This window comes from Sphingobacterium sp. G1-14 (genome assembly GCF_002196555.1).
Classification (GTDB): Bacteria; Bacteroidota; Bacteroidia; order Sphingobacteriales; family Sphingobacteriaceae; genus Sphingobacterium; species Sphingobacterium siyangense.
The window spans coordinates 2,917,635-2,942,129 of the sequence record NZ_CP021381.1 but is presented as its reverse complement, the minus strand read 5'-3'; the positions used below and the strand labels follow the sequence as shown (position 1 = coordinate 2,942,129).

The following is a 24,495-nucleotide window of genomic DNA, read 5'->3' as shown; positions in this document are numbered from 1 at the left end:
CTAGGCTTCTTTTCAATGCTAAGCGCAATCCAACCTCTTAAAGGTTATTTTCGATAGCACCCACTTTCTCGCGATATAGTTGTATTGGCCCATCCAACAACACAGCGATAACGGTCATATTTTTATCCAAGCGCTCCACTGGTGCCTGAATGTAAATAATACCCGGGATGCTACTCCAATAGAGCTTATTGAAAACCTCATGGTTTATCATGGAACCGTCACCGACCACCCGGATCCTAGCGACTCCATTTTTAACACCTTTTAATGCAATTGGGCCAGTAGGTTTTCCCTCAACAAATAGATACAAGGTCTGGCGATCTTTGGAAAGTGCACTTAATCCTTCATAATGTCCTTCCGGCAAGCCTTTTCCGGTCTCATAAAGTGCTTCGGCATGATCCTTAATCCACTTTAATACCGTCGGATTAGTCGCATTACTACTCGGCAATTTCGTATCTAAGCCATCCACAGTTAACCCGGAATTATCAAAAATATTTTTTCCTGCATGCAGTGTTGACGCGATCTGACCTAAAGCACGATCTGTCAACTTATTATCCAGCACAGATTTCAACGTAACTTCAGTCTCCTGAGGCGCAGTCCAACGAAGCGCTTCCGCAAAGTTCAGTGCAATAACGGTAACATCCTGATCAAAGTTTACTTTCGTCAAGTCTACTCGAACGGTTTCATTTTCAGATTTAACACTTACTTTCGCGGATGCATCACCGACAACTGAAATGCTTTTAATGGCCGAATGATTGACTAAACCTTTGAGTTGCAATTCGGGTTTCTTTTCATACACATACAGATAAAGTGTTTTTCCGTCTTTTGATAAAGCAGATTTCCCACCGTAGTTCGCAAAAGGAATACCGGCTCTTGTACCATAGATCGCAGCCGCATGCTTATTCGTCCATCGCCCCAGCTGTTTTAAAATATTTAATTGCTCCTCAGGGATCGTACCGTCTGCTTTTGGACCAATATCCAATAATAAGTTTCCACCCATAGAAATACAATCGACCAACGTTCGGATGATCATATTGGGTGATTTGTACTTTTTATCAAAGGGTTGATAGCCCCAAGAATCATTCATCGTGTAACAGAGTTCCCAAAATTTAGCATCAGGGCGCGTGACCGGAATCCCTTGCTCAGGTGTATCATAATCTCCATGATGATTCAATCGCGAGTTTATAATAATATTCGGATTATATTTCCGCAAAAGATTTAAGGTCTCTTTGGCTTTCCACTCCTCGGCACTATGCTCCCAATCCCCATCAAACCAAAGTAATTCCGGCTTATATTGTTCGGATAGCTCGGTCAATTGCTTTTGGTAATATTTCACATAATTATCCCAGCGCGCAGGCTCGCCTTTCAATTCATAACGCTTTCTATTGCGCGTAAAAACATCATAATATGGGTGGCTCCAATCGGGTAACGAATAATACAGTCCAGTGTGCAAGCCCTCTTCTTGTATTGCTTTCACAAACGGTGTAATTACATCCTGTTTTGCAGCCGCGTCTTGTAATGTAGTGATCGCTTTATCAGCCTTCGTATTCCACATCGAGATTCCGTCATGGTGTTTGGTCGTAATCACCGTGTATTTCGCACCAGCTTCTTTAATCAATTTGGCCCATTCCTTGGGTTTATAATCCTTGGCTGTAAACCCATTAAGCTGTTTGATATAATTGTCGTGGTTAATATAATTATTGAAGAATGACCAAGATTCTGAGATTCCATCTACAGAGTAAATACCCCAGTGAATAAAAATACCCAATTTGGCATCTTCAAACCAATCCATTTTTTGCGTTGATACATTGTTCTGAGCTGAAACGTTTAAGCACGCAGACGCCAAAAGAACAAAAAGAGAAATCTTTCGAAACTTCATAAGCTATTTTATCGATTACATAACGAGTTTAAGCCGGCAAAATACACATAAATCAGCAAATTCCAATTGTGTAAGGGATAAATTACGTTGGAGAGCGGTTGAAATCTAACATTATATTTTTCTCGAGCTCAAACTTAACACATGCAGGGAATATTCTTATAACTTAGACGGATCCAATAGGGACTTTATAGGGACCTCATTCGGACTTCATTCGAATAAAACCGTGTAAAGTCCCTTTTTAATACCTATTAAATCGGTTGTGAGTACCTATTAAATTTGATGCTTATAGCGCTATGCCCTATCGTTGAATTTATCGAGGGTGTAACGGTACAAAAATCTTCCATTTCGAGCATCAAAATATGAACTAGTCTCGATCATTTTTATCCATTTGTGTGTGCTTACAAAAACTTCATGTATATTTGGCAGGTATGATCGAATTATATACAGATGGGGCTTCAAGTGGAAATCCGGGCCCTGGGGGCTATGGAACAATCTTAAGAACCATTTATACAGGCGATAATGAGGCCTTTAAAGGCAAACTTATCGAAAAAGAGTTTTCGGGCGGTTACCGCAAAACAACTAACAACAGGATGGAATTGATGGCTGTGATCGTTGGTCTCGAGGCGCTGAAAAACCTGCAACAACAAGTTACCGTATATTCTGATTCCAAATATGTCATTGATGCCATCGATAAGAAATGGGTATATGGTTGGATACAAAAAGGTTTTGCGGGAAAGAAGAATAAAGATCTTTGGTTGCGTTTAATGAGTGCCTATAAGCTTCATAACGTACGCCTTGTGTGGGTAAAAGGTCACGCTGGGCATCCGTTAAATGAGCGTTGTGATCGCTTAGCTGTAGCGGCCTCCAAAGATAAGGCAAATTGGAAAATCGATAGTGTTTTTGAGATTGAAGAAGGCAAATAAAAACGGGGCATTGTACAATGCCCCGTTTTTATTATTCCAATGCGATTATTCGCCGCTTTCTTTAGCTGCCAAGTATCTTTCAGCTTCCAAGGCTGCCATACAACCTGTACCTGCAGCAGTGATTGCCTGACGGAAGATATTATCCTGAACATCACCACAAGCAAAAACACCCGGTATGTTTGTAGCAGTACTATCTGGTTTTGTGATTAAATAGCCTGTTTCATCCATATCCAGTACACCTGTGAAAAGCTCGGTATTAGGCTTATGCCCAATAGCAACGAAGAAACCTGTTACTTCTAGATCTTTTTCAGACTGGTCTTTATTGTTAATAACACGTATTCCGGTCACCACTTGACCATCTCCTAAAACCTCTTTTGCCTCAGAATTGTAATGAACTTCAATATTTGGCGTATTCATCACACGGTGCACCATTGCTTTTGAAGCACGGAACTCATCCCGACGAACCAACATATGTACCTTTGAGCATAATTTTGCGAGGTATGTAGCTTCCTCTGCCGCTGTATCCCCAGCGCCAACAATAGCAACTTCTTGGTTTTTAAAGAAAAACCCATCACATACAGCACATGCTGAAACACCAAAACCGTTGTATTTTTGTTCAGATTCCAAGCCTAACCATTTTGCTGTAGCTCCTGTTGCAATAATCACAGTATCTGCGGTTACTTGTACTGTTCCATCGATCTCAACACGGTGTACCTCACCAGTAAAATCTACTTTAGTCACATATCCAAAACGCACTGAAGTTCCGAAGCGTTCAGCTTGCTCACGTAAATCTTCCATCATCACCGGTCCAGTAATACCTTTTGGATAACCAGGAAAATTGTCCACCTCAGTAGTTTGTGTCAATTGTCCTCCTGGAACAATACCGGTATAAACCACTGGTTTCATATCCGCACGTGCAGCATAAATTGCTGCAGTATAACCTGCTGGCCCCGAACCAATAATCAAACACTGTACATGCTCCACTTCTTGTTTGAATTCCATAATCCTTTTTCTAAGCTATTAATTAACGTTATTTTTTAAATTTATCTTGCAATCCTTTCAACATATCTAAAGAAATGTTCTGCGGCGCTTCTTCTTTTTGCTGATTGAATTCCTTTTTCGCAAGTTTTTTATCTTCTACAGAATGTGTGGCTGCTGCTTTTGCTTTTTGCTCACTCTTTTCCTTTTTATACCGATTCCAGATATTCTCTAAGACCTTCTTGGTATACAATGGAAAATCACCATTCTGCATCCAAGCATAGTAACTAGGCTCCTGCTCAAATACTTCGATAATAGGTTTTCCTTTATGTTTACCAAAATTGATCGTTTCCAATCCTTCCGCATTATATACAAGACGTCCGGCAAAATCCACTGGCTTGCTTAGATTGGTAAATGCATGAAGAGCTTCGACATCGTTCACTACCGGATAAGAGACTACACCATGTTTATCTTCAAATGCTGCCCCCTCATATTTCGTCAACTGTGCTTTCAATACTTCATATGTTGCGCGAACATCAGCTTCAGCCGTATGTGCATTTTCAAGATTTTCATTGCAGTAAAACTTGTATGCCGCTTTCAAGGTTCGTTGTTCCATTTGATGGAAAATGTTTTGAACATCTACAAATGCCCTTCCCTCCAATGAAAAATCAACGCCCGCCCGCAAAAACTCTTCCATAAGCATAGGGACATCGAATTTATTGGAATTATATCCCGCCAGATCTCCATTCTCAATAAAAGCCGCAAGCTCCACTGCTATTGCTTTAAAATTAGGAGCATCCTTCACATCTTCATCATAAATACCATGAAAAAAAGAGGATTCTGCGGGAATAGGTATTTCTGGATTGATCTTCTTTGTATAGACTGTTTCTTCACCATTGGGCATCACTTTCAAAAATGATACTTCGACAATACGATCGGTCGCCACATTAACACCTGTAGTTTCCAAATCGAAAAATACCAATGGTCTTTTTAATTTTAATTCCATGCTGGATAATACGCTTTTTTATCAAAAACCAAAAATACAAAGTAGTATTCGATTTTTGTAGTCTAAGAAATTTAATTTACAACCGCTTGATGAACTGATTCAGCTTGACTGATTTTACCAACAACAACTTTCACCATTGCATCAAAGTCCAGGTATTTATTGGCAAGGTCCCGCACCTTCTCTGGCGACATGTTTCGGATCTGTTCCATATAATAGGAATAATACGCTAATGTCATCCCATTTAACAAAACACTTTTAAACTTGTCCGCATGCGAAAAGATACTTTCCAATGAACCCAACATAGAACCTTCCATATAGGTTTTAACGAGATTCACCTCTTCCTCGGAGGCCAATGTTGTTTTCAACAAATTGATCTCCTTTTCTATTTCTGTCAAGGTTGCATGCGTTACGTCTACCCCGACTTCAGTTACAATGGTCATAAAACCAGTATGCTTCAAGGTTGCGACAGCCGAACCAATACTATAGGTATACCCTTTTTCTTCACGAATATTTCGCATCAGACGGGAACCAAAAAAACCACCCAACAAAGTATTGACAAACTGTAGTGCAGGATAATCAGGATGTGTCCTTCCAATCGTCTGGCAACCTAAACGAATGGCTGACTGCAATGCATTTTCTTTTTCCTCGTAAACCAGATCATTAGATCCTTGCGCCAAAACAGGCCCATTCAAAGAAGAGTCAATAGCAGCTCCCTTCCAATCTACGCCAAAAATTTGTTCCAGTTCTTGCAATAGCTCATCCGAAACATTACCTGAAACAATTAAGGTACAGTTACTAGGAACAATTTCCTGTTGGTACAATTCGATCAACTGCGCACGTGTAATCGCATCATAATCTTCCAGTTTTGGTGTACGTCCGTAACGATTATTCTTACCAAAGATCAAGTTATAGAATTTACGTCGCGCCAGATAATCATTTTTCTGAATAGAAACTTGAAACTTTTGCTTGTTATTACGTAAATAAGTATCCAATTCCTGTTGTGGAATCGATGCTTCCGTCAGAATATCTTTTACAAGCGGCAAGAGCACTTGACTATGTCTATTCAATGTATAAAGCGACAAAGAAGTTACGTCAAAAGAGTATTCAGGAACGAGAAATGCACCATAGAAATCTACTTTATCTGCGATCTCTGCACTGGACATGGTATTTGTTCCCTCTTTAAGTAAGGCGCTTAAAGCACTATTTAACAACGGGTTTTCAATCTGCCCGTCAAGATAGGTATTCTCAAAGATCCATTCTATTCGCACAAGCTCTTGCTCGGGCGACTGGAAAACATAGACAGGCAATCCGTTTGCAAACTGCTTCTTAATTGGCTCTTTCAAACTTATATTTCCAATTTCACGGAACTCAGGTGCTTTGGTTCTATCCAACATGTACAGCCTCCTCTTCTTTTGATTTATACATTAATATAGAAGCATTCTCCGGTCTAAAAATAGCCTGAGCTTGCTGTTGAACTTCCTCAGCACTCACCGACAAATATTTTGAGACCTCCGTGTTAATGCCATCTGCATCACCCAATAACTCATGGAAAGCCAAGTTCATGGCTTTATCCAAAATAGATAGTTCCGCGAACACATTTGTCGATTCGATCTTATTCTTTACTTTTTCCAATTCAGCTGCAGGTACCAACTCGGATTTTATGACCTCCAATTCGGCCCAGACTGCACGTTCAGCTTCTTCTAACGAGATACCTTCCGATGGTTTTCCTTCAATGACAAAGAGGTTATTGTCGATACTTCCCATTACATAGGCGTTTATTTCACTAAATAACTGCCCCTCTTTTACCAATCGACGATACAAACGTGAGGAAGATCCTCTTGATAAAATATCCGATAAAAGATCCATTGCGAAATACCCTTCTTCCAATCTTGCGGGGCCATGAAATGCCATGTAAAGTGCATCTAAAGGCACTTCTGCCCAAGTAGTCTCACGCCTTATCTCCTCTTGCGCCGGCTCTTTAGGCAATTGACGATTGTATTTTTCGCCAGCCTCAATATCGCCAAACCACTTTTGGGTCAAAGCCTTTACTTCTTCAAAATGTACATCTCCCGAAACAACCATAATTGCACTCTGTGGATTATAATGTAATTTGAAGAAAGCTTTTACATCTTCCATGGTAGCCTCTTCAATATGGCTTAACTCTTTTCCGATAGTCGCCCAGCGATAAGGATGTACCTGATAAGCTAATGGCCGCAATTTTAACCATGCATCGCCATAAGGTTGATTCAAATAACGCTGTTTGAACTCTTCACTCACAACATTTCGTTGCACCTCAAGGCTCTGTGCTGAAAAAGCCAGACTTAACATCCGGTCGGACTCAAGCCATAATGCTGTTTCGAGATTTGAAGAAGGCAAGGTAATGTAGTAATTTGTGATGTCGTTGCTTGTGAATGCATTATTTTCACCACCTACTTTTTGCAATTCGGTATCGAAGTTCGGAATATTGATACTACCACCAAACATCAGGTGTTCAAATAAGTGTGCAAATCCGGTCTGTTCCGGAGACTCATCCCTTGCGCCCACATCATACAAGATATTGACACAAGCCATGGCCGTATTATGATCCTCGTGTACCAATACACGCAGGCCGTTTTCTAACGTAAATTTTTGATAAGAAACCATCTGATTTTTCTTCGATGTTTTTTAAATCCAGTTTATACCTTTTCGTAGTAAAGCTAAGGTTTTGGCTTCTTCTGAGCCTTCTTCAGGACGATAATCGTACACCCAATTGGCCTGGGCAGGTAGACTCATCAGGATCGACTCAATTCGACCATTCGTTTCAAGTCCAAATTTAGTCCCCGAGTCCCATACCAAGTTAAATTCGACGTAGCGTCCGCGGCGGATTAATTGCCAATTTTTTTGTTGATCAGTAAAGGCTTTATGTCGATTTTTCTCGACCAAAGCGGTGTAGGTTGGTGCAAACGTACGGCCAAGATCACACGAAAAAGCAAAAATATCTTCCATGCTCATCCCCGTTTTTTCAGTATTCAACTTATCGTAAAATACACCTCCTATTCCCCGTGTTTCCTGGCGGTGTCTGATATAAAAATAATCATCCGCCCAATTTTTAAATTTTTCATAGAAAGTAGTATCATGACGATCACATACATCTTTCAGCTGCTGATGAAAATAACGGGCATCCTCTTCATCGACATAATGCGGCGTTAAATCGATTCCACCACCAAACCAACGAATCTGATCGTTTAGTTCAAAATAGCGGATATTCATGTGTATAATAGGGACTAAGGGATTATTGGGATGAATGACGATGGATACTCCGGTCGCAAAAAAATCATCTTCTTCTACAGCAAATGATTTCTTGATTGCTTCGGGTAATTTGCCATAGACAGACGAAAAGTTAACACCTCCCTTTTCCAAAATTTGACCATTCTGAATGATCCTGGTACGACCTCCGCCACCACCTTCACGTTCCCACAATTCTTCTTCAAAGCGCGCCGATCCATCTAATTTCTCCAACGCCTGACATATTTCGTCCTGAATTTCTTTATAAGCTAAAGCAATCGCTTCTTTTGTTATCATCTACTCTATTGCTACTTTATTATGTTAATTTTTCGCTTAATGCTTGAATAATTTTAGATGCAGGAAGGTGTTCATACAAAATTTGGTGCACGGCATCGCATATTGGTAGTTCCACTGCATATTTTTTTGCATATTCCTGAATACATGCCGAAGCGTAATACCCTTCTGCCACCATATTCATTTCCAATTGGGCAGATTGTACGCTGTAGCCCTTTCCAATCATATTTCCAAAGGTTCTATTTCGGCTGAATTGAGAATAGGCTGTTACCAATAGATCCCCTAAATAAGCCGAAGTATTCACATCCCGGGAAGTATCACCGTCCACTTTACCGACGAAACGACGCATTTCGCGAATTGCATTGGATACTAACACCGCTTGAAAATTATCACCATAACCCAAGCCATGACAAATACCACCAGCTAACGCATATATATTTTTCAATACTGCACCAAACTCTATCCCTAGAACATCTTCCGACAGAATCGTCTTAATGACCCTCGAAGATAAAAAGGAAGCAACCAATGCAGCACTATCTAGGTTTTTACAGCCGAACGTTAAATAAGACAGTTTGCCTAAGGCAACTTCCTCCGCATGGCATGGACCACCAACCACACAAATCTGCTCAATATCTACCTCATAACGTTGCTCCAAAAACTCACCGATAATCAAATTATCTTTGGGAATAATCCCCTTAATGGCCGAAACGACAATTTTATTTCTAAAATCTTCCTTCGTCACATTTGCCAGTGCATCCTTCAAATAAGCCGCAGGCGTATTTAAAATGACAATGTCCGAATTCGTAATTACATTTTTTGCATCGGTATCAATCGTCGTAATACTAAGATCAACCGAAACACTGCTCAGGTAAGTCGGGTTGTGTTTGAATTTTTGAATATATTCTGCATCTTCTTCCTTTCTTACCCACCAAAAAATATGCTTGTCTTGGTCATTTTCGCATAGCATCTTGATCATAGCCGTAGCCCAACTTCCGCTACCAATTATACCAATCTTTTTCCCCTGCATGTCTTTAATTTGTTTTCGATAGCAAATATACTTATTTACTCCTTAGATATACGATTCACGCGGTGAGATATGATACTTTCGTTACTTTCTAAGTGAATAAGCGTTGCCAAAAGCCTATTTTCAAACCGACATAATATTCTTTATCTTCTAATTTCACGGGGTAAACAGTAATAAAATCATGCTGGTCAGGATTACCTCTACCTGAAATTAAATCAAATTCGTGGCGATGAAAAGGACAGATTACTTTTCCACGCTCACACCAGCCATTTTTCAGTGGTGCTCCAGCATGAGGGCATTTTCGGGAGAAAGCAAAGAGTTTGTCTTCAAACCACGTTATGCAAATAATTTTTCCACCGAATTCATGTTCGCTGATGCCCTGATTTTTCAGAAAATCGGCATGTTCAATTTTGTACCAATGAACCATTCGACAAGATAGCTAAAAATTACAGTGAATTTTCTATCTTTGTGCAATTTCAAAAATTTGCACTATATATGGCTTTACAATGCGGTATCGTAGGTTTACCAAACGTCGGTAAATCAACATTATTTAACTGTTTGTCGAACGCGAAAGCGCAAGCGGCTAACTTTCCATTTTGTACAATTGAACCAAATGTTGGGGTAATTACCGTACCGGATGCCCGTCTCAATAAATTAGCTGAATTAGTCAACCCACAACGTGTTGTTCCAAATACAATCGAGATCGTCGACATCGCAGGTCTTGTAAAAGGAGCTTCGAAAGGTGAAGGCTTAGGCAACCAATTCTTAGGAAATATTCGTACGACCAATGCTATTATTCACGTTTTAAGATGTTTTGACGACGGAAACGTGATCCACGTTGATGGTTCGGTAGACCCGATCAGAGATAAAGAAATCATTGACACCGAATTACAGCTTAAGGATTTGGACACTGTTGTTAAACGTATCCAAAAGGTTGAAAAAATGGCTAAAACAGGCGGCGACAAAGACGCAAAAAGAACATTTGACATCCTATCGATCGTTAAAGATCATCTTGAGGCAGGCAAATCTGCACGAACTGCAGCGATTGAAGCTGAAGATTTTGAGTTTATTCAGGATTTAGCATTATTGACCGCTAAACCTGTACTTTATGTATGTAATGTAGATGAAGGCTCCGTCAACACAGGAAACGCTTATGTCGAACGTGTTAAGGAAGCTGTAAAAGACGAAAAAGCAGAAGTATTGATTATCTCTGCGCAGATCGAATCCGAAATTGCACAACTGGAAAGCTACGAAGAACGCAAAATGTTCTTAGATGACCTTGGCCTTGAAGAATCTGGCGTACACAAGCTGATCCGCGCCGCATATTCGCTTTTAAATCTGGCAACTTATTTTACTGCTGGTGTACAAGAAGTCCGCGCTTGGACGATTGAGAACGGATTTACAGCACCTCAGGCTGCAGGTGTCATCCACACAGATTTCGAAAAAGGATTTATCCGCGCTGAAGTAATTAAGTATGACGATTTCGTCACACTTGGCTCCGAAAATGCAGTAAAAGAAGCTGGAAAATTATCAGTGGAAGGAAAAACATATATTGTCCAAGATGGCGATATCATGCACTTCCGTTTTAACGTATAACCATCCCGCCTGTTCAAACAAGTGAACATAAAAAAGAGGCGAACACTTTTGAAGTGCTCGCCTTTTTTAAGTTTTAATCTTCTCCCTTTTTATTGTCAAAACTATGCCCCACCTAGCGGACGGGCTATTATCAAATTCGCCCTGTAAGCACAGTGAGTCCACGTTGAGTCCACGTTGAGTCCACCTTTTTGTTGTACAGTCACCATGCTTTCACCGTAGTCGAACCCCGCTCGCAGGGCGAAGTAAACACCTCACTGTTGTCAAGCAGCTCCATAGAAGCCTCTACTAAAAACACTTTTACGTTAAGCAAGGGTTACACGACTTGCTATTTAACAAAATAGCGATGCTCAATCACCTCTACTTTTTTGATATCCTTATCTTCTAATACTTTCTTAACATCACAATGACCCGTTACGCCACGATAGATCAAAGCTCCACCAAGGGTTAGTCCAGACAATCCAGTAAGTGGGGATTTAAACAGTTTTTTAACACCCAAGCCCAATATGAATCCGCCGGCAATCACCGACAGAACACGCTCAGAGGTGCCAATATTTTCTTCGATACAATCGTCTTCGATCTTCGTTTTTATCTTATCAAATGCAAAGTTTAGTAGGTTACTCATAATTATCTCTATTTTTTTTTCGTCTATGTTATAAACAAATGGTGTCCTAAAAAAGTTTAGGAATAGAATAATAGTTTTTTATGTTGTTTCTCCGACGACATCTCTTATATTCGTATTTAACAAATTAGAAATACATGCAAATCAAAAAATATTCCGGTGAATTAGTTCCATTTAATGGTGACTCGCTGCGCCATTCGCTTTCTCGTTCGGGTGCCAATGCCGACCAGGTCAAACAGGTCTACGATAAGGTACTCAACGAAATATATGATGGCATTTCAACAAGAGAGCTCTATCAGCTGGCCTTTGACACGTTGAAAACAGTACGAAACTCCTTCGCAGCACGCTATAGCCTAAAAAAAGCCTTACGTGAATTAGGACCGGAAGGCTTCTACTTCGAAAAATACATTGCTCACCTATTGCGATCCATCGGCTATGAAAGTACCACGGGGCAGACCGTGCAGGGGCATGCTGTTTCGCATGAATTGGACGTTGTCGCCTATAAGGACGGCAAACTCATTACCGCGGAATGTAAATTTCGAAACGATATTGACGCTAAAATATCGGTAACAACGCCGATGTATTATCTTTCCAGATTCAACGATATCAGCAATATCAAGTATCAGTTTTTTGGGAAGCAGCTGCAGTTTCAAGAAGGCTGGCTGATTACCAATGCTTACTTCACTTCCGACTCGATTGATTTTGCCAAATATTATAAGATCAACCTGCTCTCTTGGGATTACCCCAAAGAAAATAGCATTAAAAAAAGAGTAGATAAAGCAGTTTTTTATCCGGTCACTTGTCTAACAACTCTTTCAGATCTTGAAGAACAACAACTGCTCAAAAATCAGCTTATTTTAGTGAAAGATATCGTCAGTAATCCCGAAAAATTGGATCTTCTAAACTTAACAAAAGAACGGAAAGAAAAGGTTTTAAATGAGGCTCGCGAACTCATAAACTATCAAGTGGAAGAAGAGTATTAATAACATACTAAAAAAAGCATTATGTCTATCTGTCCAAACAGGTATACATAATGCTTTTTTAGTAACCGATAGTACTCTTACAGCTTGGTTGGATGATAGATCTTGCCATATTTTGCAAGCTCGCTTAAATCTGTTTTTTCCCAAAATATACCATAAATAGCCGCTCCGGAACCCGACATAGAAGCATATATCGCTCCTTTTTGATATAAAGTTTCTTTGATTTCTTTCAACAATGGGTAACGCTCGAAAATACCATCCTCAAAATCATTACGAATATGAAACTTCCATTCTTGGATAGGTAAACGAATTGCTTCTTCCAAATTAACTTCGGGCACCTTAGGATCTACACCAGCATAAGCTTCAGCTGTAGAAATATGAATATTTGGCATAATGACTGCAATATGGTAGCCATCCAAATTTAGATTTAAGTCTTTAAAATCAGTCCCAATGCCTGTTGCAAAAACAGGATTATTTGCAATAAAAAATGGGCAATCGGCTCCTAACTTTGCGGCATACCCCGCTAGTTGCTCTTCTGTAAGATTCAATTGAAAGAGCGTATTGAGCCCTTTCAAAACAAAAGACGCGTCGGCAGAACCGCCCCCTAAGCCTGCTCCAATCGGAATTTGTTTGATCAAATCAATTGAAACGGGCGGAATGCCATAATCTTTTTCCAACAATTCAAAAGCTCTTATACAAAGGTTATTACGGAGATTTCCTGGGATATGTTCTCCTTGAATATTTAGTGTTGTCTCCGTAGCAGTCGTATCCAATAATTCGATAATATCGTAAATTGGAAGTGGATAAAAAACACTGTTCAGCTCATGATATCCATCCGTACGCTTGGCAATTACTTGCAGTCCAATGTTTAGTTTAGCGTTTGCAAAAAGTATCATGTGAAATGCTCTAAATCGTATATTTTTAAATTAATAACTTACCAATGAAAAGATATTATCACTGAATCTGGATAATCTTCCTTTCGCCTTTAGGAAGTCTAAAGAGATGATAAAACTATAAGCGACGATCTCGCCACCAAGTCTTTCAATAAGTTTACTGGCAGCAACGACGGTACCCCCTGTTGCTAAAAGGTCGTCGTGAACCAATATGCGGCTTCCTTTTTCAAAAGCATCTTCATGGATTTCAATCGTTGCTTGGCCGTATTCCAATGCATAAGATTCAGACACGGTCTTAAAAGGTAATTTACCTTGTTTTCGAATTGGAATAAAAGGCAAGCCCAGCCTATTGGCAAGTAAAAATCCAAATAGAAAACCCCGGCTCTCAATTCCAGCAATAGCATCTATCTCTATTCCTTGCAATTGATCAATAATCGCATCAACCATTTCGCTACACAATGCCGCATCTTTCAACAAAGGGGTAATATCTTTAAAGACAATACCAGGTTTAGGAAAATCCACAATATCCCGGATTTCCAGTTTCAATTTATCTTGAATCATTCTCAAAAATTAAATAAGGCGCAATCTTCGCAATCGCAAGATCTGAAAGTGTTCCTATTTTTGTCAAATCTTCTATATTGACATAACTTCCATGTTGATCCCGATAATTGACGATTAGTTTCGCATCTTTAGGGCTAAGATACGGATGTTTAGCCAATGAATTTGCATCAACTTTATTAATATTGATTTTTTTGATTCCATCTAAATTAGCTACAACAATATAGTCTTTAATTAGATCATACGTTTCAGCCGTAACTCCATAAACCTCCTTTAACTGTTCTATACGATAGAAACCACCAAGAACATCTTTATATTTCAAAATGCGTTTGGATAGAATTGAGCCTATCCCTTTAAGACTGATTAATGCCGTGGTATCACAGGTATTAATATCGATAAGTTCAGCTTTATTTCTTTCAAATTTATCATACAGCAAAGGCGCTCTGTCCTGTTGTTTCGTTCGTTCCGAATCGGGAATTGTTTTTATTTGGATGTAAGGCTCTAATCTCTTGTAAAGTCGGTCATTAATGGAGTAGATTTTCTTCAGATCGGTTTTTACCTTAAATCGCCCCCCCTTTTTTTCATAATTTTTCAGTACTGCAATCTGTTTATCAGAAAGTCCCAACTTATGCCAGTCAGCGTGAGGTAAATTATTTGGATCAAAATAAAATAGCTTTTCATCATCTAAATCTGTAGTCGGCGAGATGGATACAACACTTTCGTTTTTATTCACATAGGGGCTATTAAACTCCTGTTTGTTGGGTGTACTGGAAATCTCTATAGAATCGTGAAAGGACTGTTCAAAAAGTTTGGCCTGATTTGGAATAGGATCTCTCGTATTACGTTTAATCAGCGTATAAATCGTCGCAAACAAAACGATAATCACCAAAATAATGAAAAATCCATTTTGTTCTGTTTTACTAAATTTAAAATAAGCCAATAGCCTTTTCATAAGCCGCTAACAATTGGGTTGTTTAAATTTAATAAATTATAAGGAAAATAAAAAGGGAATTATTAAAAAACAATTCCCTTTTTATTAATTATTATCTACAAAGAGATTTATAACTTTGACTTATCAACTTTTTCAACTTGACTACCGTCTTTTAAGGTTTTGGAAATCGCATCAAATGGTCTAGAAACGACCTCGTCTCCTTTTTTAAGTCCTGAAGTAACAATGATATTTTTATCATCCTGAATACCTGTCTTAACCAAAACCTGCTTAACTATTTTATCTTTTAGGACAAATACATATTCATCAACTTTCTTATTTGTATTTGTAGAGTCTTTATCGTCAGAGCGCACGGTTACCGATTGAATCGGTACAACCAGTCCTTTATCGTGTTTTGTAAATATCTGAACTGTTGCAGACAAACCCGGTTTAAATGGCGATGCCACATTCTCTTTCATCAAGTCTTGATACGATTCTGCGCTGATGCGAACTTTTACATTAAAATTTGTCACCTGATCTGTCGATGATGTCGCCGTAGTTGTCGTTGCGATGTTTTTAGACGAGCTAGCGATTTCGGTCACAACACCTTTAAACTTTCTGTCCTTAAAAGCATCGACTTCAATCTCAGCTTGATTCCCTACTCTTACATTGTTAATATCATTTTCATTTACATCGACATTAACCTCCATCGAACTCATATTGGCGATACGCATAATTTCTGTACCTGCCATCTGCGCCGTTCCAACCACACGCTCTCCCTTTTCGATAGACAAGAGAGAAATGATGCCATCTGATGGCGCGTAAATTGTCGTCCGATTTAAATTATCTTGTGCTTCTTTTACTGAGGCTTGTGATTGATCAATACCATATTTTGTAGAACGTACAGTCTCTCTTTGTGCTTGGATAGAAGCCTGTGCTGCATGATATTCTGCCGAACTTTTATCCATTTCTGAGGCAGAAATAACACGTTTTTCAAAAAGTTCCTGATTCCGTTTATAGGTAGCAGCTACATTTTTGAAGTTTTCTTCCTGTTGTTTTAATTGCTGTTGCGCAGCGGCTAAATTGGCTCGCTGTGAATTCATTGCTGCAACAGATCGATCATAACCAGATTGCAAAATATCTGGTTTGATCCGACAGAGTACTTGTCCTTTTTTAACAAAATCACCCTCTTTAATATTAAGTTCTACAACCTCTCCAGATACCTCTGAACTCAGTTTAACCTCCACTTCAGGCTGAATCTTCCCACTTGCAGAAACTAATTCATCAACATCCATCTCTTTTACTACATCCACCGCGACTTTGGTAATCTCTCCTTTGCCAAACCAGCCTGCTTTAAAACCTATAAAACCAAGGACTACCAAGAGCACAACTATTATTAATATAATTTTTCCAATGCTACGTTTTTTCTTTGCCATTTCTTTTGTTAAATCAAATAGGTTAATTGTTATCGAATTGAATTGGATTTCCGAGGTAATAATCAATGATCTTTGATCTGAATATTACGTTATATTTTGCTTGAATAAGGTCAAATTCGGCCTTATTTCGTTCCGTTTGAGCAGTAAACAACTCCAGTGAATTCGCCATACCAATATCGTAACGTTCTTTTGTCGCCTTAAATGCTGTTTCAGCACTTTCAAATGCGACGGTAGCCGAGCTATAGCGTTGTTTGGCCGCATTCACATCCAATACAGCCTGATTAACGGCCTTGTTTAAGTTATTTTTTGCCAATTGCTCGGAGGCTTCAGCCTGTTTTAAACCGATCTTTGCCTTCGCCACATTTACTTTATTCTGATTTCTTGAAAAAATTGGAATAGCAAGAGATAAACCGGTAAAAAAAGACTTGTTATCCGATATCTGTTGGCCAAAAGGCACTCTAAAAAGGGTCGCAGGATCCAATGGATCTGTTTGCCTTGTTGTCGCAGATGAGTAATTCGTTCCATAACTCACGTTCAAATTGAGTGTCGGATAATAGCCCCCCTTTGCAATATCGATTTGTTTCAATGCGACCTCTTTATCCAATGCAGACTTATGAATATCCGGCTGCAATGTGAGCGCTTTCTGGTAGACATCCACCGCATTTTTATCCACTGCATGAACCAATATAGATTCCAAGCTTGGACGTTCCAAGGAAATAGGCGTTTCAGGAGGCATTTCCATCAGCTGCTTCAAGGTCAACAAAGACATTTCGTATGAATTTTTCAAATTAACTTTGTTCAATTCATTTGTAGCAACCTGATTTTTTGATTTGGCAAGATCGGCAATCGTTTTATTACCAACTGCAAACTGGATGGAGTCCAGTGAAAATTGCTGTTTCGACAAAGCGATCTGGTCTTCACTCGCAACCATCATCTCATGATTGGTAATAGCTTCCAAATAATTAACCAGCACATTGAGCACAAGGTCATTCTTGATCTTATCCACCTGAGTCGCCGTAGACTCCAGTTGCAACTTATTCGCTTTGATCTGATTGATCTGTTGAAAGCCCTGAAATAAATTGACACTTGATCCCACCGAGCCACTGGTTCCTTTTGTCCAGGTGTTATTGACGATTCGTCCGGAAGTTAAATCGAAACCAAAGCCATAACGAAAACTTTGATCCACGCTAGCACTCAGGTTCGGCAATAAATTACTTTTTGCCTGAAACAAGTCCTGCTCAGCAAGATCTTTGTTCAGCGCCGCTTGTTTTATCTGTACGTTCCGTTCCAATGTCATACGAATGGCTTCTGCCACTCCTACAACCTGTTGGGCTTGAACCAAATCGTTAGTTCCTAGAAATAACCCAGTAAATACTACTGCAGAATAATAAAATCTTTTCATGTCCATATGTAGAACCATACATTTTTTTTTAGATTTGAACTTCATTTATCGGTTATGTATTTTGTCAAATCTCCATTTTTCCTTAGATGGCTATATCCCAAATCAATATGGAATATGCCACGTCATGAAAAAAAAGTCTATCTTACTTTTGACGATGGTCCAATTCCTGAAATTACACCTTTTATACTCGATATCCTAAAAAAATATCAGGCAAAGGCAACATTTTTTTGTGTTGGTGAAAATATTAAAAAAAATCCACATTTGTTTCAACGAATTTTAGATGAAGGGCATCAGGTAGGCAACCATACCTACAACCACCTCAAAGGCTGGGAAACAAATGATGAGCAGTATTTGGCAAATGTTGCGAAATGCCAGGAACTGACCCAGACTGATCTTTTTCGTCCGCCTTATGCCCGAGCAACAAAATCCCAACTCCGCAAACTCTATAAAAAATACCGAGTGATCATGTGGGATATTATGTCGGGTGATTTTGATCCGAATTTAAGTCCCCAGAAATGCCTGGAAAACGTTCTGCCCAACATTAAAAATGGCTCTGTTATTATTTTTCATGATAATATCAAAGCCATTCCTCGTGTCGAATATGTTCTACCTAAAACAATAGAGTTTTTATTAAAAAATCACTATCAGCTTTCGAGAATAGATTAAGGTTTACTTCTAACAAACGTCACCTCAGATTCGTAATATTTACCTACACTGACACTGAAATACCCCAGTGCATTGTTGCTTAAATTTGAAATCGGATTAGCTGGCGAAGCCGAACCAGGATTAATCATTTGAAAACTATTCCAGTAATTGTAGGCGCCTACATCGATACATTGACGTAGGATACGCACACGATCACCAACTTTCAAATCTCTATCGCGGTCGACAATATCATGCTGCACTTCTAAGCCATTGTTATACTTATCGTCAAAGACATCAATAAAACGTAATTTACCTCCATTGACCGACATTTTATACTTATAATAGTTACCTTTTTCCGGTGGATCGATAAATACGAGGGTCGGATAGTAAATTGTATCAGTAAAAATAATTCGCTCTGAAAGCCCTATAGAATCCACATCCACATAGCTGGGAACCTTTGATACCCCTTGGATCTCCCTTCCATCAGCGGTCTTTACCTGCAACTGGTAAGTGACCTTTTCCTGTAACCGTAATGTTTTATTGGTATACAACCCATCAGCTCCCGCTTGAAACGTATAAGTGCGATTATTTTGCATATTCTTAACGCTCACCTCCGCATCTGTTATCGGAGAAAATAGAGAGTCTTTAATGCTTACAACCTTCTGTATACTAATCTCATGTTGCTGATCCGAAACCATCAAATCTGCGGTGATAACCAATTGACCTGTATTTTCGGGCAGTTCCAAATCTATTTTGTCTTCGCAGCTCCCTAAAGTAAATAATGCAACAGCTATAACTCCTAATATCTTCTTCATTCTTTGCTAAAATTTAAAATTCCAAGTAATCGATGGGATCGTCCCAAATAATGCTATCCGATAAATCTCGGTGACATTGGATTGCCCTTCTTTTTCTCTAAAGTCGATCAAATAAGCATTTTTTCGATTATAGGCATTATAGAGACCAAACGACAAGCTCGAGTAGCTATTCTTTGTCCGCTTAATATCATAAGTTGCTGCCAAATCCAGGCGGTGATAAGCAGGCATCCGCTGCCCATTTCTTTTATCGTAATAAAAGATCGTACGATCGTCAACAAAATATTTCCCCGCGGGCATCGTTACAGCATCTCCTGTATAGTATACGAAATTTGCACTTAAATTCCACTTCGGATTTAACTGATACTGCGCTACGATAGCTATATTATGCGTTTTGTCCTGACGTGCGTTAAACCATTGACCATCATTAATTTGTTCAAATTGCCGCTCACTTTTGGACAAAGTATAACTCAGCCAGCCGCTAAATCGCCCCAGTCTCTTTTTCAGAAACCATTCAATTCCGTACGCTCTGCCTTTTCCAAACAGCAATTCCCCTTCCAGCAGTTCATTTGCCTGTAGATCGGCGCCATTCCTATAGTCAATCTGGTTCTTTAAATCCCGGTAATAACCTTCGACAGAGAATTCATATCTGTTGGATGCAAAATTCCGAAAGTAACCCAGCGAATACTGATTGGATAGCTGGGGCTTAATCGTATTATTGCTCAACACATATTGATCGGTAGGGAGGCTGCTGGTTGTATTGCTCAATTGATGCAGATACTGAGCATTTGTATTGAAAGATGCCTTTACCGTCGTTAAATCATTGATAGCGTAGTTTAATGAAACGCGAGGTTCCAGATAGAAGTACTTTTTACCCAACTTGCCATTTCCCACATAGGTAGAATCTACGGCCTCACCTGCAGGATCGAAAGTATAAAATGTCCCTGGCCCCAATGTTGCATAAGCAGATGCCCTCAATCCATAGTTTAATTTTAAACGATCGGTAATAGACCAGTCATCGGTTAAATAAGCAGCAACATCAGCACCCTTGCGATGTTGAATTTGCAATGAATTCACCTTCGAATCTTCTCCCGCTTCGATACTTGCCGGTCGGATTTCCTGCAAGGCTGCCTGTAATCCAAATTTTAGATTGTGACGATCCGAAAGATTGTATTGAAAATCTTGTTTAAAATTATAATTAAAGATGTCTGAACGGATTTTAAAGTTGTTATCATCCTCAATCTTAACCTGATAATTGAATTTGCTAAAAATAAGCGTAGTATTGCTAAACAACCTATTGCTCCACACATGGTTCCAGCGCATGGTTCCAGTCGCATTTCCCCAATTGAAATCAAACAAATCATGATAAGCCATCGCATCCTTGCCGAAATATCCAGACAAGTAAAGTGTATTCTTATCATTGATGCGATAATTTAATTTTGCATTGAGGTCATAAAAAAAGAGCGCACTCTTCTTAATATTCTCATCACTTGAAAGCTTTAAGAAAAGATCGGCATAGGTACGTCTACCGGAGATCATAAATGAGCTCTTGCCTTTTTGAATCGGCCCTTCCAATTTAAGACGCGAAGCAATAAGACCCAAGCCACCTTCTACATTGAAATGCTGGTTGTTTCCATCCAAGGTGGTAATTTCCATGACCGATGATATTTTGCCTCCATATTGGGCTGGAACACCTCCCTTGTAGAAATTCACGTCTTTGATCGCATCGGAATTAAAGGTCGAGAAAAAACCAAACAAATGGGAACTGTTATAGACAGGAGCCTCATCCAGCAAAATCAGATTTTGGTCGCCACCGCCGCCGCGCACATAAAAATTGCTGCTTCCTTCCCCCCCACTGGTTACTCCCGGAAATAGCTGAATAGTCTTGAGAATATCCTTTTCTCCAAATAATACAGGAACTTTTTCGATTTCCTTAGGGCTAAATTGTGTCAACCCAGGGGTTAGATCCTTTATTGATTTGCGCCTATTTCCGGTTACGGTAACCTCAGCGAGCTGATTTTCCTCAGGCACCAACTGAATAATATAAGTGGAGTCCTTGTCAAGGTGGACAGAAAATGCTTTCGTTCGATAGCCTACAGATGATACTTCCATCCCTTTGCTGGCATCACGTACAGACAAACTAAAAAAACCATATTTATTTGAAGCGGTGGATTTTTTCTCTGTATCGTTTCTTATGACGGCGCCAATGATATTCTCACCGCTGATACTGTCCCTAACAAACCCAGAAATAGATTTAGACTGTTGACTATACGCTTGCTGCGCGCAGAACAAAATGGAAGAAAAACAAAATACAACCTTTATAGGTTTAAACATAATCAATTGAAGTCAAAAATTTTGCTGAAAATAATAAAAAAGCCTTACAATTTGTAAGGCTTAATAATAAGTTTATAATTTGTTAGTTAAGGTCTCTGTTTAACAAAAATAGCATTTTATTCATTTATGCCAAATATTTATCCATTTTTCTTTTCATTTTTCTTCGCTTGATCAAAATATCCCTTAAAAAAAGCCATTTGATAAACAATTGACCGAGACCAGTACTCCCAATTGTGTCCACCTTCACTTGTAACAAAGGTATGATTTATATTATGGTACATCAATTTATCGTGCAGTGCAACATTCACGGTATAGAAAAAATCTTCCTTACCGCAATCGATGATTAGGCGAAGTTTATTATTGATTAATTTGGGCACCATATTAATAACAACCCGATTATCCCATTCTTGCGGTACATCAGCGTAATTCCCAATGCGATCTTTAATTTCCCAGTTTAAGGGAAAAGGTCTAAAATCTACCCCACCAGCTGTACTTCCTGCAGCGCCATAGCTATCCTGATGTTTTATGGCTAGCGACAGCGCACCATGCCCACCCATACTTAATCCTGTAATTGCCCTTCCGCTCCGATCTTTGATCGTCGAATAATGCTGATCCATATAATCAATCAGCTCTTTGGACACAAAGGTTTCATATTGGTAGTTTTTATCATTCGCGACATCCCAGTACCAGCTTCCAAAACCACCATCGGGGCAAACGACCATATAACCATACTGATCCGCCAATGCGCTCACACTTGAATTTTTAACCCAATTGCTATAATTACCGGAATAACCATGCAACAGGTAAAGGACCGGATAACTGATTTTGTTCGAGTAATTTTGAGGAAGAATTACGACAGTCTTAATTGCTTTACCCATGGATGGGCTCTGAATGGACAGGGTGTCCACTTTAGCAGCAAAGGTGTTCGTGGGGGTACATAAAAATAAAACGAAGGCAATTAACATCAGTCTAATACCTCTTGAACAAAATTGGCAGTTTTCGATAGGCTCGGTTTGATGAAAATTATGCAGCGAATAACTGAAAATAGGTCTAGTGTTTATCATAAATTTATTGATTTCTTTCAAAAAAATAAAGATAGGATTTTAAACCAAATGGACGCTCGCTAATTGTATAAAATCCATTTCCCTTGCTATCGAAAGCTATCGCTTCCCCTTGTGGCTCCACCTGATAAGGCAGAATAGCTGGCTTTTGTTGGAGTACCTGTTTCCAGGATTTACTCCGGTTCCTCTGCCAATAGAAAATATGGGTAATATTCTTTACAAGCAACTGTGTACCGGTCGGATCTATAGCGGCAGCAGTAGCAAAAGTAAATGGGAGCTCCGCTACGCTATTTAAGGTAAAATACTGCTGTTTAGAATTTGTAAATACCGCTGCGGAATAAACAGTCGATCGAAATTCACGTTTAGATATTACATACAACATTTTGTCTATTGGATCAATCATAATCGATTCGGCATCTAAACGTTTCTGGCCCGGAAATTTAAGAAAGATAGCCCGAATTGACTTTTTCGGAATAAGCCCAGGATCATCAGCCTGAGGCTCAGGAAATACATAAAGGCATGTCCAGGTCCTTTTCCCGGTATTGTTTCCGATGTCCGCAAGGACGAGAAAATAGGTGTCCCCAAATTTCACCCGATCGATATCCTCACAGTCGACGACAGATACCCCTTCGAGTGAAAATTTCTTCAGTAGTTTGGCCTGACGATCGATTAAATAGATAGTTGCACCATCACCACTATCATTATGCACCCAAAAATTGCCCTCCCGATAAGCCGGTGTGATACCCGACACCTCTTTCAGTTGTGGATCAGTCAATTCCCCAAGGGCAATTTGCGTTTTAAAATAATCCTTCCTATTTTGGCTGTAAACCTGCAGACTTAACAGAGAAAATACAAGTAGCAGGCACAGATTCACCCGTGCAATATTCATGTTTAAAGATACGTTTTTATTGATATTTACATGCTAATTATGAAGAAGCCTTCCACATACAGTTCATTACTCCTTTTTTTAACACTCTTACTCCCCTGTCAAAGCTTACTTGCCCAGAGCTCTTCATTTCGCGTAAAAGTAAAATCTGGTCTTCAGCAAACACCGCCGTATCTTGTGAAATACTACAACAGCAAAGATTGGGAGAAATTCTATGCCGAAATCTTGCAATTTGATTATGACCCAAAATTTGAATATGACATCAGGATCCTCAAACGTCAAAACGGTTCACATTCGACATATACCTTAGCCAAAACGATTACAAAATCACTATCGGAAAATACAGCGGTGGCCACATGGGAAGTTGGAGAAAACTACGTGAATGCCCAGAGCCTTGGCAAACTGAAATGTCTGCAGGTAAAATCTGACAAAAGGAATAAATGGGAGTACCTCACGTCAACAATTCAAGGATTCGATTACCAGGAGGGCTACCGTTACCGCATTCGCGTAAAACAAACGAAACAAAAAGATACAGACTCCGTCAGTTATAGTTTAATTGAAGTCCTGTCGAGAGAACGTGCAAACGAACTGCCCAGTGTGGCTGCATTTCTTGCCCGTTTTAAGTGGAATCTGCTTCAGTTAAATGGAAAGGATGTTAGCTCTAGCAAAGCAAGTATCGGGTTCGATGCCAAAAATAGTACGATTGCCGGCACAACGGGATGCAACAATTTTTGGGGAAATTTTGCCATTAAAGACGATAAAATCAGCTTTCTGCACCTAGCAAGCACCATGCGCGCCTGCAATGGCGTAAATATCGAAAATGACTTTTTTCAAATTTTTGAACAAAAACAAATTCAGTTTGACATAGCCGAACAAACCTTGAATTTATATAACGACAGAAAACTAGTAATGATTTTTGGCTTGGAGCGAGAATAAAAAAACACCCAAAGTCTGGGAGACTTTGGGTATCTTAGCCATAT

The 24,495-nt window shown here is 39.4% G+C and carries 23 protein-coding genes; 5 read left to right on the top strand and 18 right to left on the bottom strand.

The window, feature by feature from the left end:
* Nucleotides 1–37: 37 nt before the first annotated feature.
* Entirely contained in the window at nucleotides 38–1,876 is a 1,839-nt protein-coding gene (locus CBM24_RS12245) for an alpha-L-fucosidase (protein WP_088161438.1), read from the bottom strand.
* Between the two features lie 428 nt (nucleotides 1,877–2,304).
* Here CBM24_RS12245 and rnhA point away from each other — a divergent pair, with 428 nt between their 5' ends.
* The gene (rnhA, locus tag CBM24_RS12240) at nucleotides 2,305–2,799 is read left to right on the top strand and encodes a ribonuclease HI (protein ID WP_075992491.1); all 495 of its coding nucleotides are present in this window, start codon (nucleotides 2,305–2,307) and stop codon (nucleotides 2,797–2,799) included.
* Nucleotides 2,800–2,844: 45 nt separating this feature from the next.
* Here rnhA and trxB read toward each other — a convergent pair whose 3' ends face one another.
* The 7 genes from trxB to CBM24_RS12205 all read right to left on the bottom strand — a co-directional run bounded on the left by trxB (nucleotide 2,845) and on the right by CBM24_RS12205 (nucleotide 9,792).
* Nucleotides 2,845–3,801, bottom strand: a complete 957-nt coding sequence (gene trxB, locus CBM24_RS12235) for a thioredoxin-disulfide reductase (protein ID WP_075992486.1) — start codon at nucleotides 3,799–3,801, stop codon at nucleotides 2,845–2,847.
* Nucleotides 3,802–3,829: 28 nt separating this feature from the next.
* Entirely contained in the window at nucleotides 3,830–4,783 is a 954-nt protein-coding gene (locus CBM24_RS12230) for a 3'-5' exonuclease (protein ID WP_088161437.1), read from the bottom strand.
* 71 nt (nucleotides 4,784–4,854) lie between these two features.
* Entirely contained in the window at nucleotides 4,855–6,177 is a 1,323-nt protein-coding gene (locus tag CBM24_RS12225) for a M16 family metallopeptidase (protein ID WP_088161436.1), read from the bottom strand.
* Nucleotides 6,167–7,426 carry a M16 family metallopeptidase gene (locus tag CBM24_RS12220; RefSeq protein WP_088161435.1) on the bottom strand — a complete coding sequence of 420 codons (1,260 nt, stop codon included), beginning with the start codon at nucleotides 7,424–7,426 and terminating at the stop codon, nucleotides 6,167–6,169. The genes CBM24_RS12225 and CBM24_RS12220 overlap by 11 nt, the downstream gene beginning before the upstream one ends.
* 21 nt (nucleotides 7,427–7,447) lie before the next feature.
* Nucleotides 7,448–8,344 (bottom strand): oxygen-dependent coproporphyrinogen oxidase, encoded by an 897-nt coding sequence (hemF, locus tag CBM24_RS12215; RefSeq protein ID WP_075992482.1) that lies wholly within the window; start codon nucleotides 8,342–8,344, stop codon nucleotides 7,448–7,450.
* Between the two features lie 19 nt (nucleotides 8,345–8,363).
* Nucleotides 8,364–9,368, bottom strand: coding sequence for an NAD(P)H-dependent glycerol-3-phosphate dehydrogenase (locus CBM24_RS12210; protein ID WP_070560849.1), 1,005 nt, complete (start codon nucleotides 9,366–9,368; stop codon nucleotides 8,364–8,366).
* Nucleotides 9,369–9,456: 88 nt separating this feature from the next.
* Nucleotides 9,457–9,792, bottom strand: a complete 336-nt coding sequence (locus tag CBM24_RS12205; RefSeq protein ID WP_075992481.1) for a Rieske (2Fe-2S) protein — start codon at nucleotides 9,790–9,792, stop codon at nucleotides 9,457–9,459.
* 68 nt (nucleotides 9,793–9,860) lie between these two features.
* Here CBM24_RS12205 and ychF point away from each other — a divergent pair, with 68 nt between their 5' ends.
* Complete coding sequence (ychF, locus tag CBM24_RS12200; protein ID WP_075992480.1) at nucleotides 9,861–10,961, top strand: redox-regulated ATPase YchF; 1,101 nt, start codon at nucleotides 9,861–9,863, stop codon at nucleotides 10,959–10,961.
* 325 nt (nucleotides 10,962–11,286) lie between these two features.
* Here the strand turns inward: ychF and CBM24_RS12195 are convergent, their stop codons facing one another.
* Nucleotides 11,287–11,583, bottom strand: a complete 297-nt coding sequence (locus CBM24_RS12195; RefSeq protein ID WP_046676248.1) for a DUF2892 domain-containing protein — start codon at nucleotides 11,581–11,583, stop codon at nucleotides 11,287–11,289.
* Between the two features lie 134 nt (nucleotides 11,584–11,717).
* Here CBM24_RS12195 and CBM24_RS12190 point away from each other — a divergent pair, with 134 nt between their 5' ends.
* Entirely contained in the window at nucleotides 11,718–12,563 is an 846-nt protein-coding gene (locus tag CBM24_RS12190) for an ATP cone domain-containing protein (RefSeq protein WP_075992479.1), read from the top strand.
* Nucleotides 12,564–12,640: 77 nt separating this feature from the next.
* Here the strand turns inward: CBM24_RS12190 and ispE are convergent, their stop codons facing one another.
* The 5 genes from ispE to CBM24_RS12165 all read right to left on the bottom strand — a co-directional run bounded on the left by ispE (nucleotide 12,641) and on the right by CBM24_RS12165 (nucleotide 17,777).
* The gene (gene ispE, locus CBM24_RS12185; RefSeq protein WP_075992478.1) at nucleotides 12,641–13,456 is read right to left on the bottom strand and encodes a 4-(cytidine 5'-diphospho)-2-C-methyl-D-erythritol kinase; all 816 of its coding nucleotides are present in this window, start codon (nucleotides 13,454–13,456) and stop codon (nucleotides 12,641–12,643) included.
* A 30-nt stretch (nucleotides 13,457–13,486) separates the two neighbouring features.
* Entirely contained in the window at nucleotides 13,487–14,014 is a 528-nt protein-coding gene (locus CBM24_RS12180) for an adenine phosphoribosyltransferase (protein ID WP_046676245.1), read from the bottom strand.
* Nucleotides 14,001–14,963, bottom strand: a complete 963-nt coding sequence (locus CBM24_RS12175; RefSeq protein ID WP_075992477.1) for a helix-hairpin-helix domain-containing protein — start codon at nucleotides 14,961–14,963, stop codon at nucleotides 14,001–14,003. The genes CBM24_RS12180 and CBM24_RS12175 overlap by 14 nt, the downstream gene beginning before the upstream one ends.
* A gap of 107 nt (nucleotides 14,964–15,070) precedes the next feature.
* Nucleotides 15,071–16,375, bottom strand: coding sequence for an efflux RND transporter periplasmic adaptor subunit (locus CBM24_RS12170; RefSeq protein ID WP_075992476.1), 1,305 nt, complete (start codon nucleotides 16,373–16,375; stop codon nucleotides 15,071–15,073).
* Between the two features lie 22 nt (nucleotides 16,376–16,397).
* Nucleotides 16,398–17,777, bottom strand: coding sequence for a TolC family protein (locus CBM24_RS12165; RefSeq protein ID WP_172840684.1), 1,380 nt, complete (start codon nucleotides 17,775–17,777; stop codon nucleotides 16,398–16,400).
* 114 nt (nucleotides 17,778–17,891) lie between these two features.
* Between CBM24_RS12165 and CBM24_RS12160 the strand changes: the two genes are divergently transcribed.
* Nucleotides 17,892–18,443, top strand: a complete 552-nt coding sequence (locus CBM24_RS12160; RefSeq protein ID WP_410528385.1) for a polysaccharide deacetylase family protein — start codon at nucleotides 17,892–17,894, stop codon at nucleotides 18,441–18,443.
* Here CBM24_RS12160 and CBM24_RS12155 read toward each other — a convergent pair.
* The 4 genes from CBM24_RS12155 to CBM24_RS12140 form a co-directional block, all read right to left on the bottom strand.
* A complete protein-coding gene (locus CBM24_RS12155; protein WP_075992473.1) occupies nucleotides 18,440–19,237 on the bottom strand; it encodes a DUF4249 family protein in 798 nt (265 codons plus the stop codon). The genes CBM24_RS12160 and CBM24_RS12155 overlap by 4 nt on opposite strands.
* A gap of 6 nt (nucleotides 19,238–19,243) precedes the next feature.
* Nucleotides 19,244–21,568, bottom strand: coding sequence for a TonB-dependent receptor domain-containing protein (locus CBM24_RS12150; protein ID WP_075992472.1), 2,325 nt, complete (start codon nucleotides 21,566–21,568; stop codon nucleotides 19,244–19,246).
* Nucleotides 21,569–21,705: 137 nt separating this feature from the next.
* Complete coding sequence (locus CBM24_RS12145) at nucleotides 21,706–22,632, bottom strand: alpha/beta hydrolase (protein ID WP_083663817.1); 927 nt, start codon at nucleotides 22,630–22,632, stop codon at nucleotides 21,706–21,708.
* 4 nt (nucleotides 22,633–22,636) lie between these two features.
* Complete coding sequence (locus tag CBM24_RS12140; RefSeq protein WP_075992470.1) at nucleotides 22,637–23,518, bottom strand: hypothetical protein; 882 nt, start codon at nucleotides 23,516–23,518, stop codon at nucleotides 22,637–22,639.
* 39 nt (nucleotides 23,519–23,557) lie between these two features.
* Between CBM24_RS12140 and CBM24_RS12135 the strand changes: the two genes are divergently transcribed.
* Nucleotides 23,558–24,451: a DUF4377 domain-containing protein gene (locus tag CBM24_RS12135; protein ID WP_075992469.1), complete on the top strand. Its 894-nt coding sequence runs from the start codon at nucleotides 23,558–23,560 to the stop codon at nucleotides 24,449–24,451.
* The last annotated feature ends 44 nt before the right edge of the window (nucleotides 24,452–24,495 follow it).

Bases quoted from the DNA above. Each gene is read 5' to 3' on its own strand.
- CBM24_RS12205 (WP_075992481.1), bottom strand. From the start codon at position 9,792: ATGGTTCATTGGTACAAAATTGAACATGCCGATTTTCTGAAAAATCAG.
- CBM24_RS12170 (WP_075992476.1), bottom strand. From the start codon at position 16,375: ATGGCAAAGAAAAAACGTAGCATTGGAAAAATTATATTAATAATAGTT.
- CBM24_RS12195 (WP_046676248.1), bottom strand. From the start codon at position 11,583: ATGAGTAACCTACTAAACTTTGCATTTGATAAGATAAAAACGAAGATC.
- CBM24_RS12155 (WP_075992473.1), bottom strand. From the start codon at position 19,237: ATGAAGAAGATATTAGGAGTTATAGCTGTTGCATTATTTACTTTAGGG.
- hemF (WP_075992482.1), bottom strand. From the start codon at position 8,344: ATGATAACAAAAGAAGCGATTGCTTTAGCTTATAAAGAAATTCAGGAC.
- CBM24_RS12210 (WP_070560849.1), bottom strand. From the start codon at position 9,368: ATGCAGGGGAAAAAGATTGGTATAATTGGTAGCGGAAGTTGGGCTACG.
- ispE (WP_075992478.1), bottom strand. From the start codon at position 13,456: ATGATACTTTTTGCAAACGCTAAACTAAACATTGGACTGCAAGTAATT.
- CBM24_RS12165 (WP_172840684.1), bottom strand. From the start codon at position 17,777: ATGAAAAGATTTTATTATTCTGCAGTAGTATTTACTGGGTTATTTCTA.
- CBM24_RS12145 (WP_083663817.1), bottom strand. From the start codon at position 22,632: ATGATAAACACTAGACCTATTTTCAGTTATTCGCTGCATAATTTTCAT.
- CBM24_RS12220 (WP_088161435.1), bottom strand. From the start codon at position 7,426: ATGGTTTCTTATCAAAAATTTACGTTAGAAAACGGCCTGCGTGTATTG.
- CBM24_RS12140 (WP_075992470.1), bottom strand. From the start codon at position 23,518: ATGAATATTGCACGGGTGAATCTGTGCCTGCTACTTGTATTTTCTCTG.
- CBM24_RS12160 (WP_410528385.1), top strand. From the start codon at position 17,892: ATGCCACGTCATGAAAAAAAAGTCTATCTTACTTTTGACGATGGTCCA.
- CBM24_RS12150 (WP_075992472.1), bottom strand. From the start codon at position 21,568: ATGTTTAAACCTATAAAGGTTGTATTTTGTTTTTCTTCCATTTTGTTC.
- ychF (WP_075992480.1), top strand. From the start codon at position 9,861: ATGGCTTTACAATGCGGTATCGTAGGTTTACCAAACGTCGGTAAATCA.
- rnhA (WP_075992491.1), top strand. From the start codon at position 2,305: ATGATCGAATTATATACAGATGGGGCTTCAAGTGGAAATCCGGGCCCT.
- trxB (WP_075992486.1), bottom strand. From the start codon at position 3,801: ATGGAATTCAAACAAGAAGTGGAGCATGTACAGTGTTTGATTATTGGT.
- CBM24_RS12175 (WP_075992477.1), bottom strand. From the start codon at position 14,963: ATGAAAAGGCTATTGGCTTATTTTAAATTTAGTAAAACAGAACAAAAT.
- CBM24_RS12230 (WP_088161437.1), bottom strand. From the start codon at position 4,783: ATGGAATTAAAATTAAAAAGACCATTGGTATTTTTCGATTTGGAAACT.
- CBM24_RS12190 (WP_075992479.1), top strand. From the start codon at position 11,718: ATGCAAATCAAAAAATATTCCGGTGAATTAGTTCCATTTAATGGTGAC.
- CBM24_RS12245 (WP_088161438.1), bottom strand. From the start codon at position 1,876: ATGAAGTTTCGAAAGATTTCTCTTTTTGTTCTTTTGGCGTCTGCGTGC.
- CBM24_RS12135 (WP_075992469.1), top strand. From the start codon at position 23,558: ATGAAGAAGCCTTCCACATACAGTTCATTACTCCTTTTTTTAACACTC.
- CBM24_RS12225 (WP_088161436.1), bottom strand. From the start codon at position 6,177: ATGTTGGATAGAACCAAAGCACCTGAGTTCCGTGAAATTGGAAATATA.
- CBM24_RS12180 (WP_046676245.1), bottom strand. From the start codon at position 14,014: ATGATTCAAGATAAATTGAAACTGGAAATCCGGGATATTGTGGATTTT.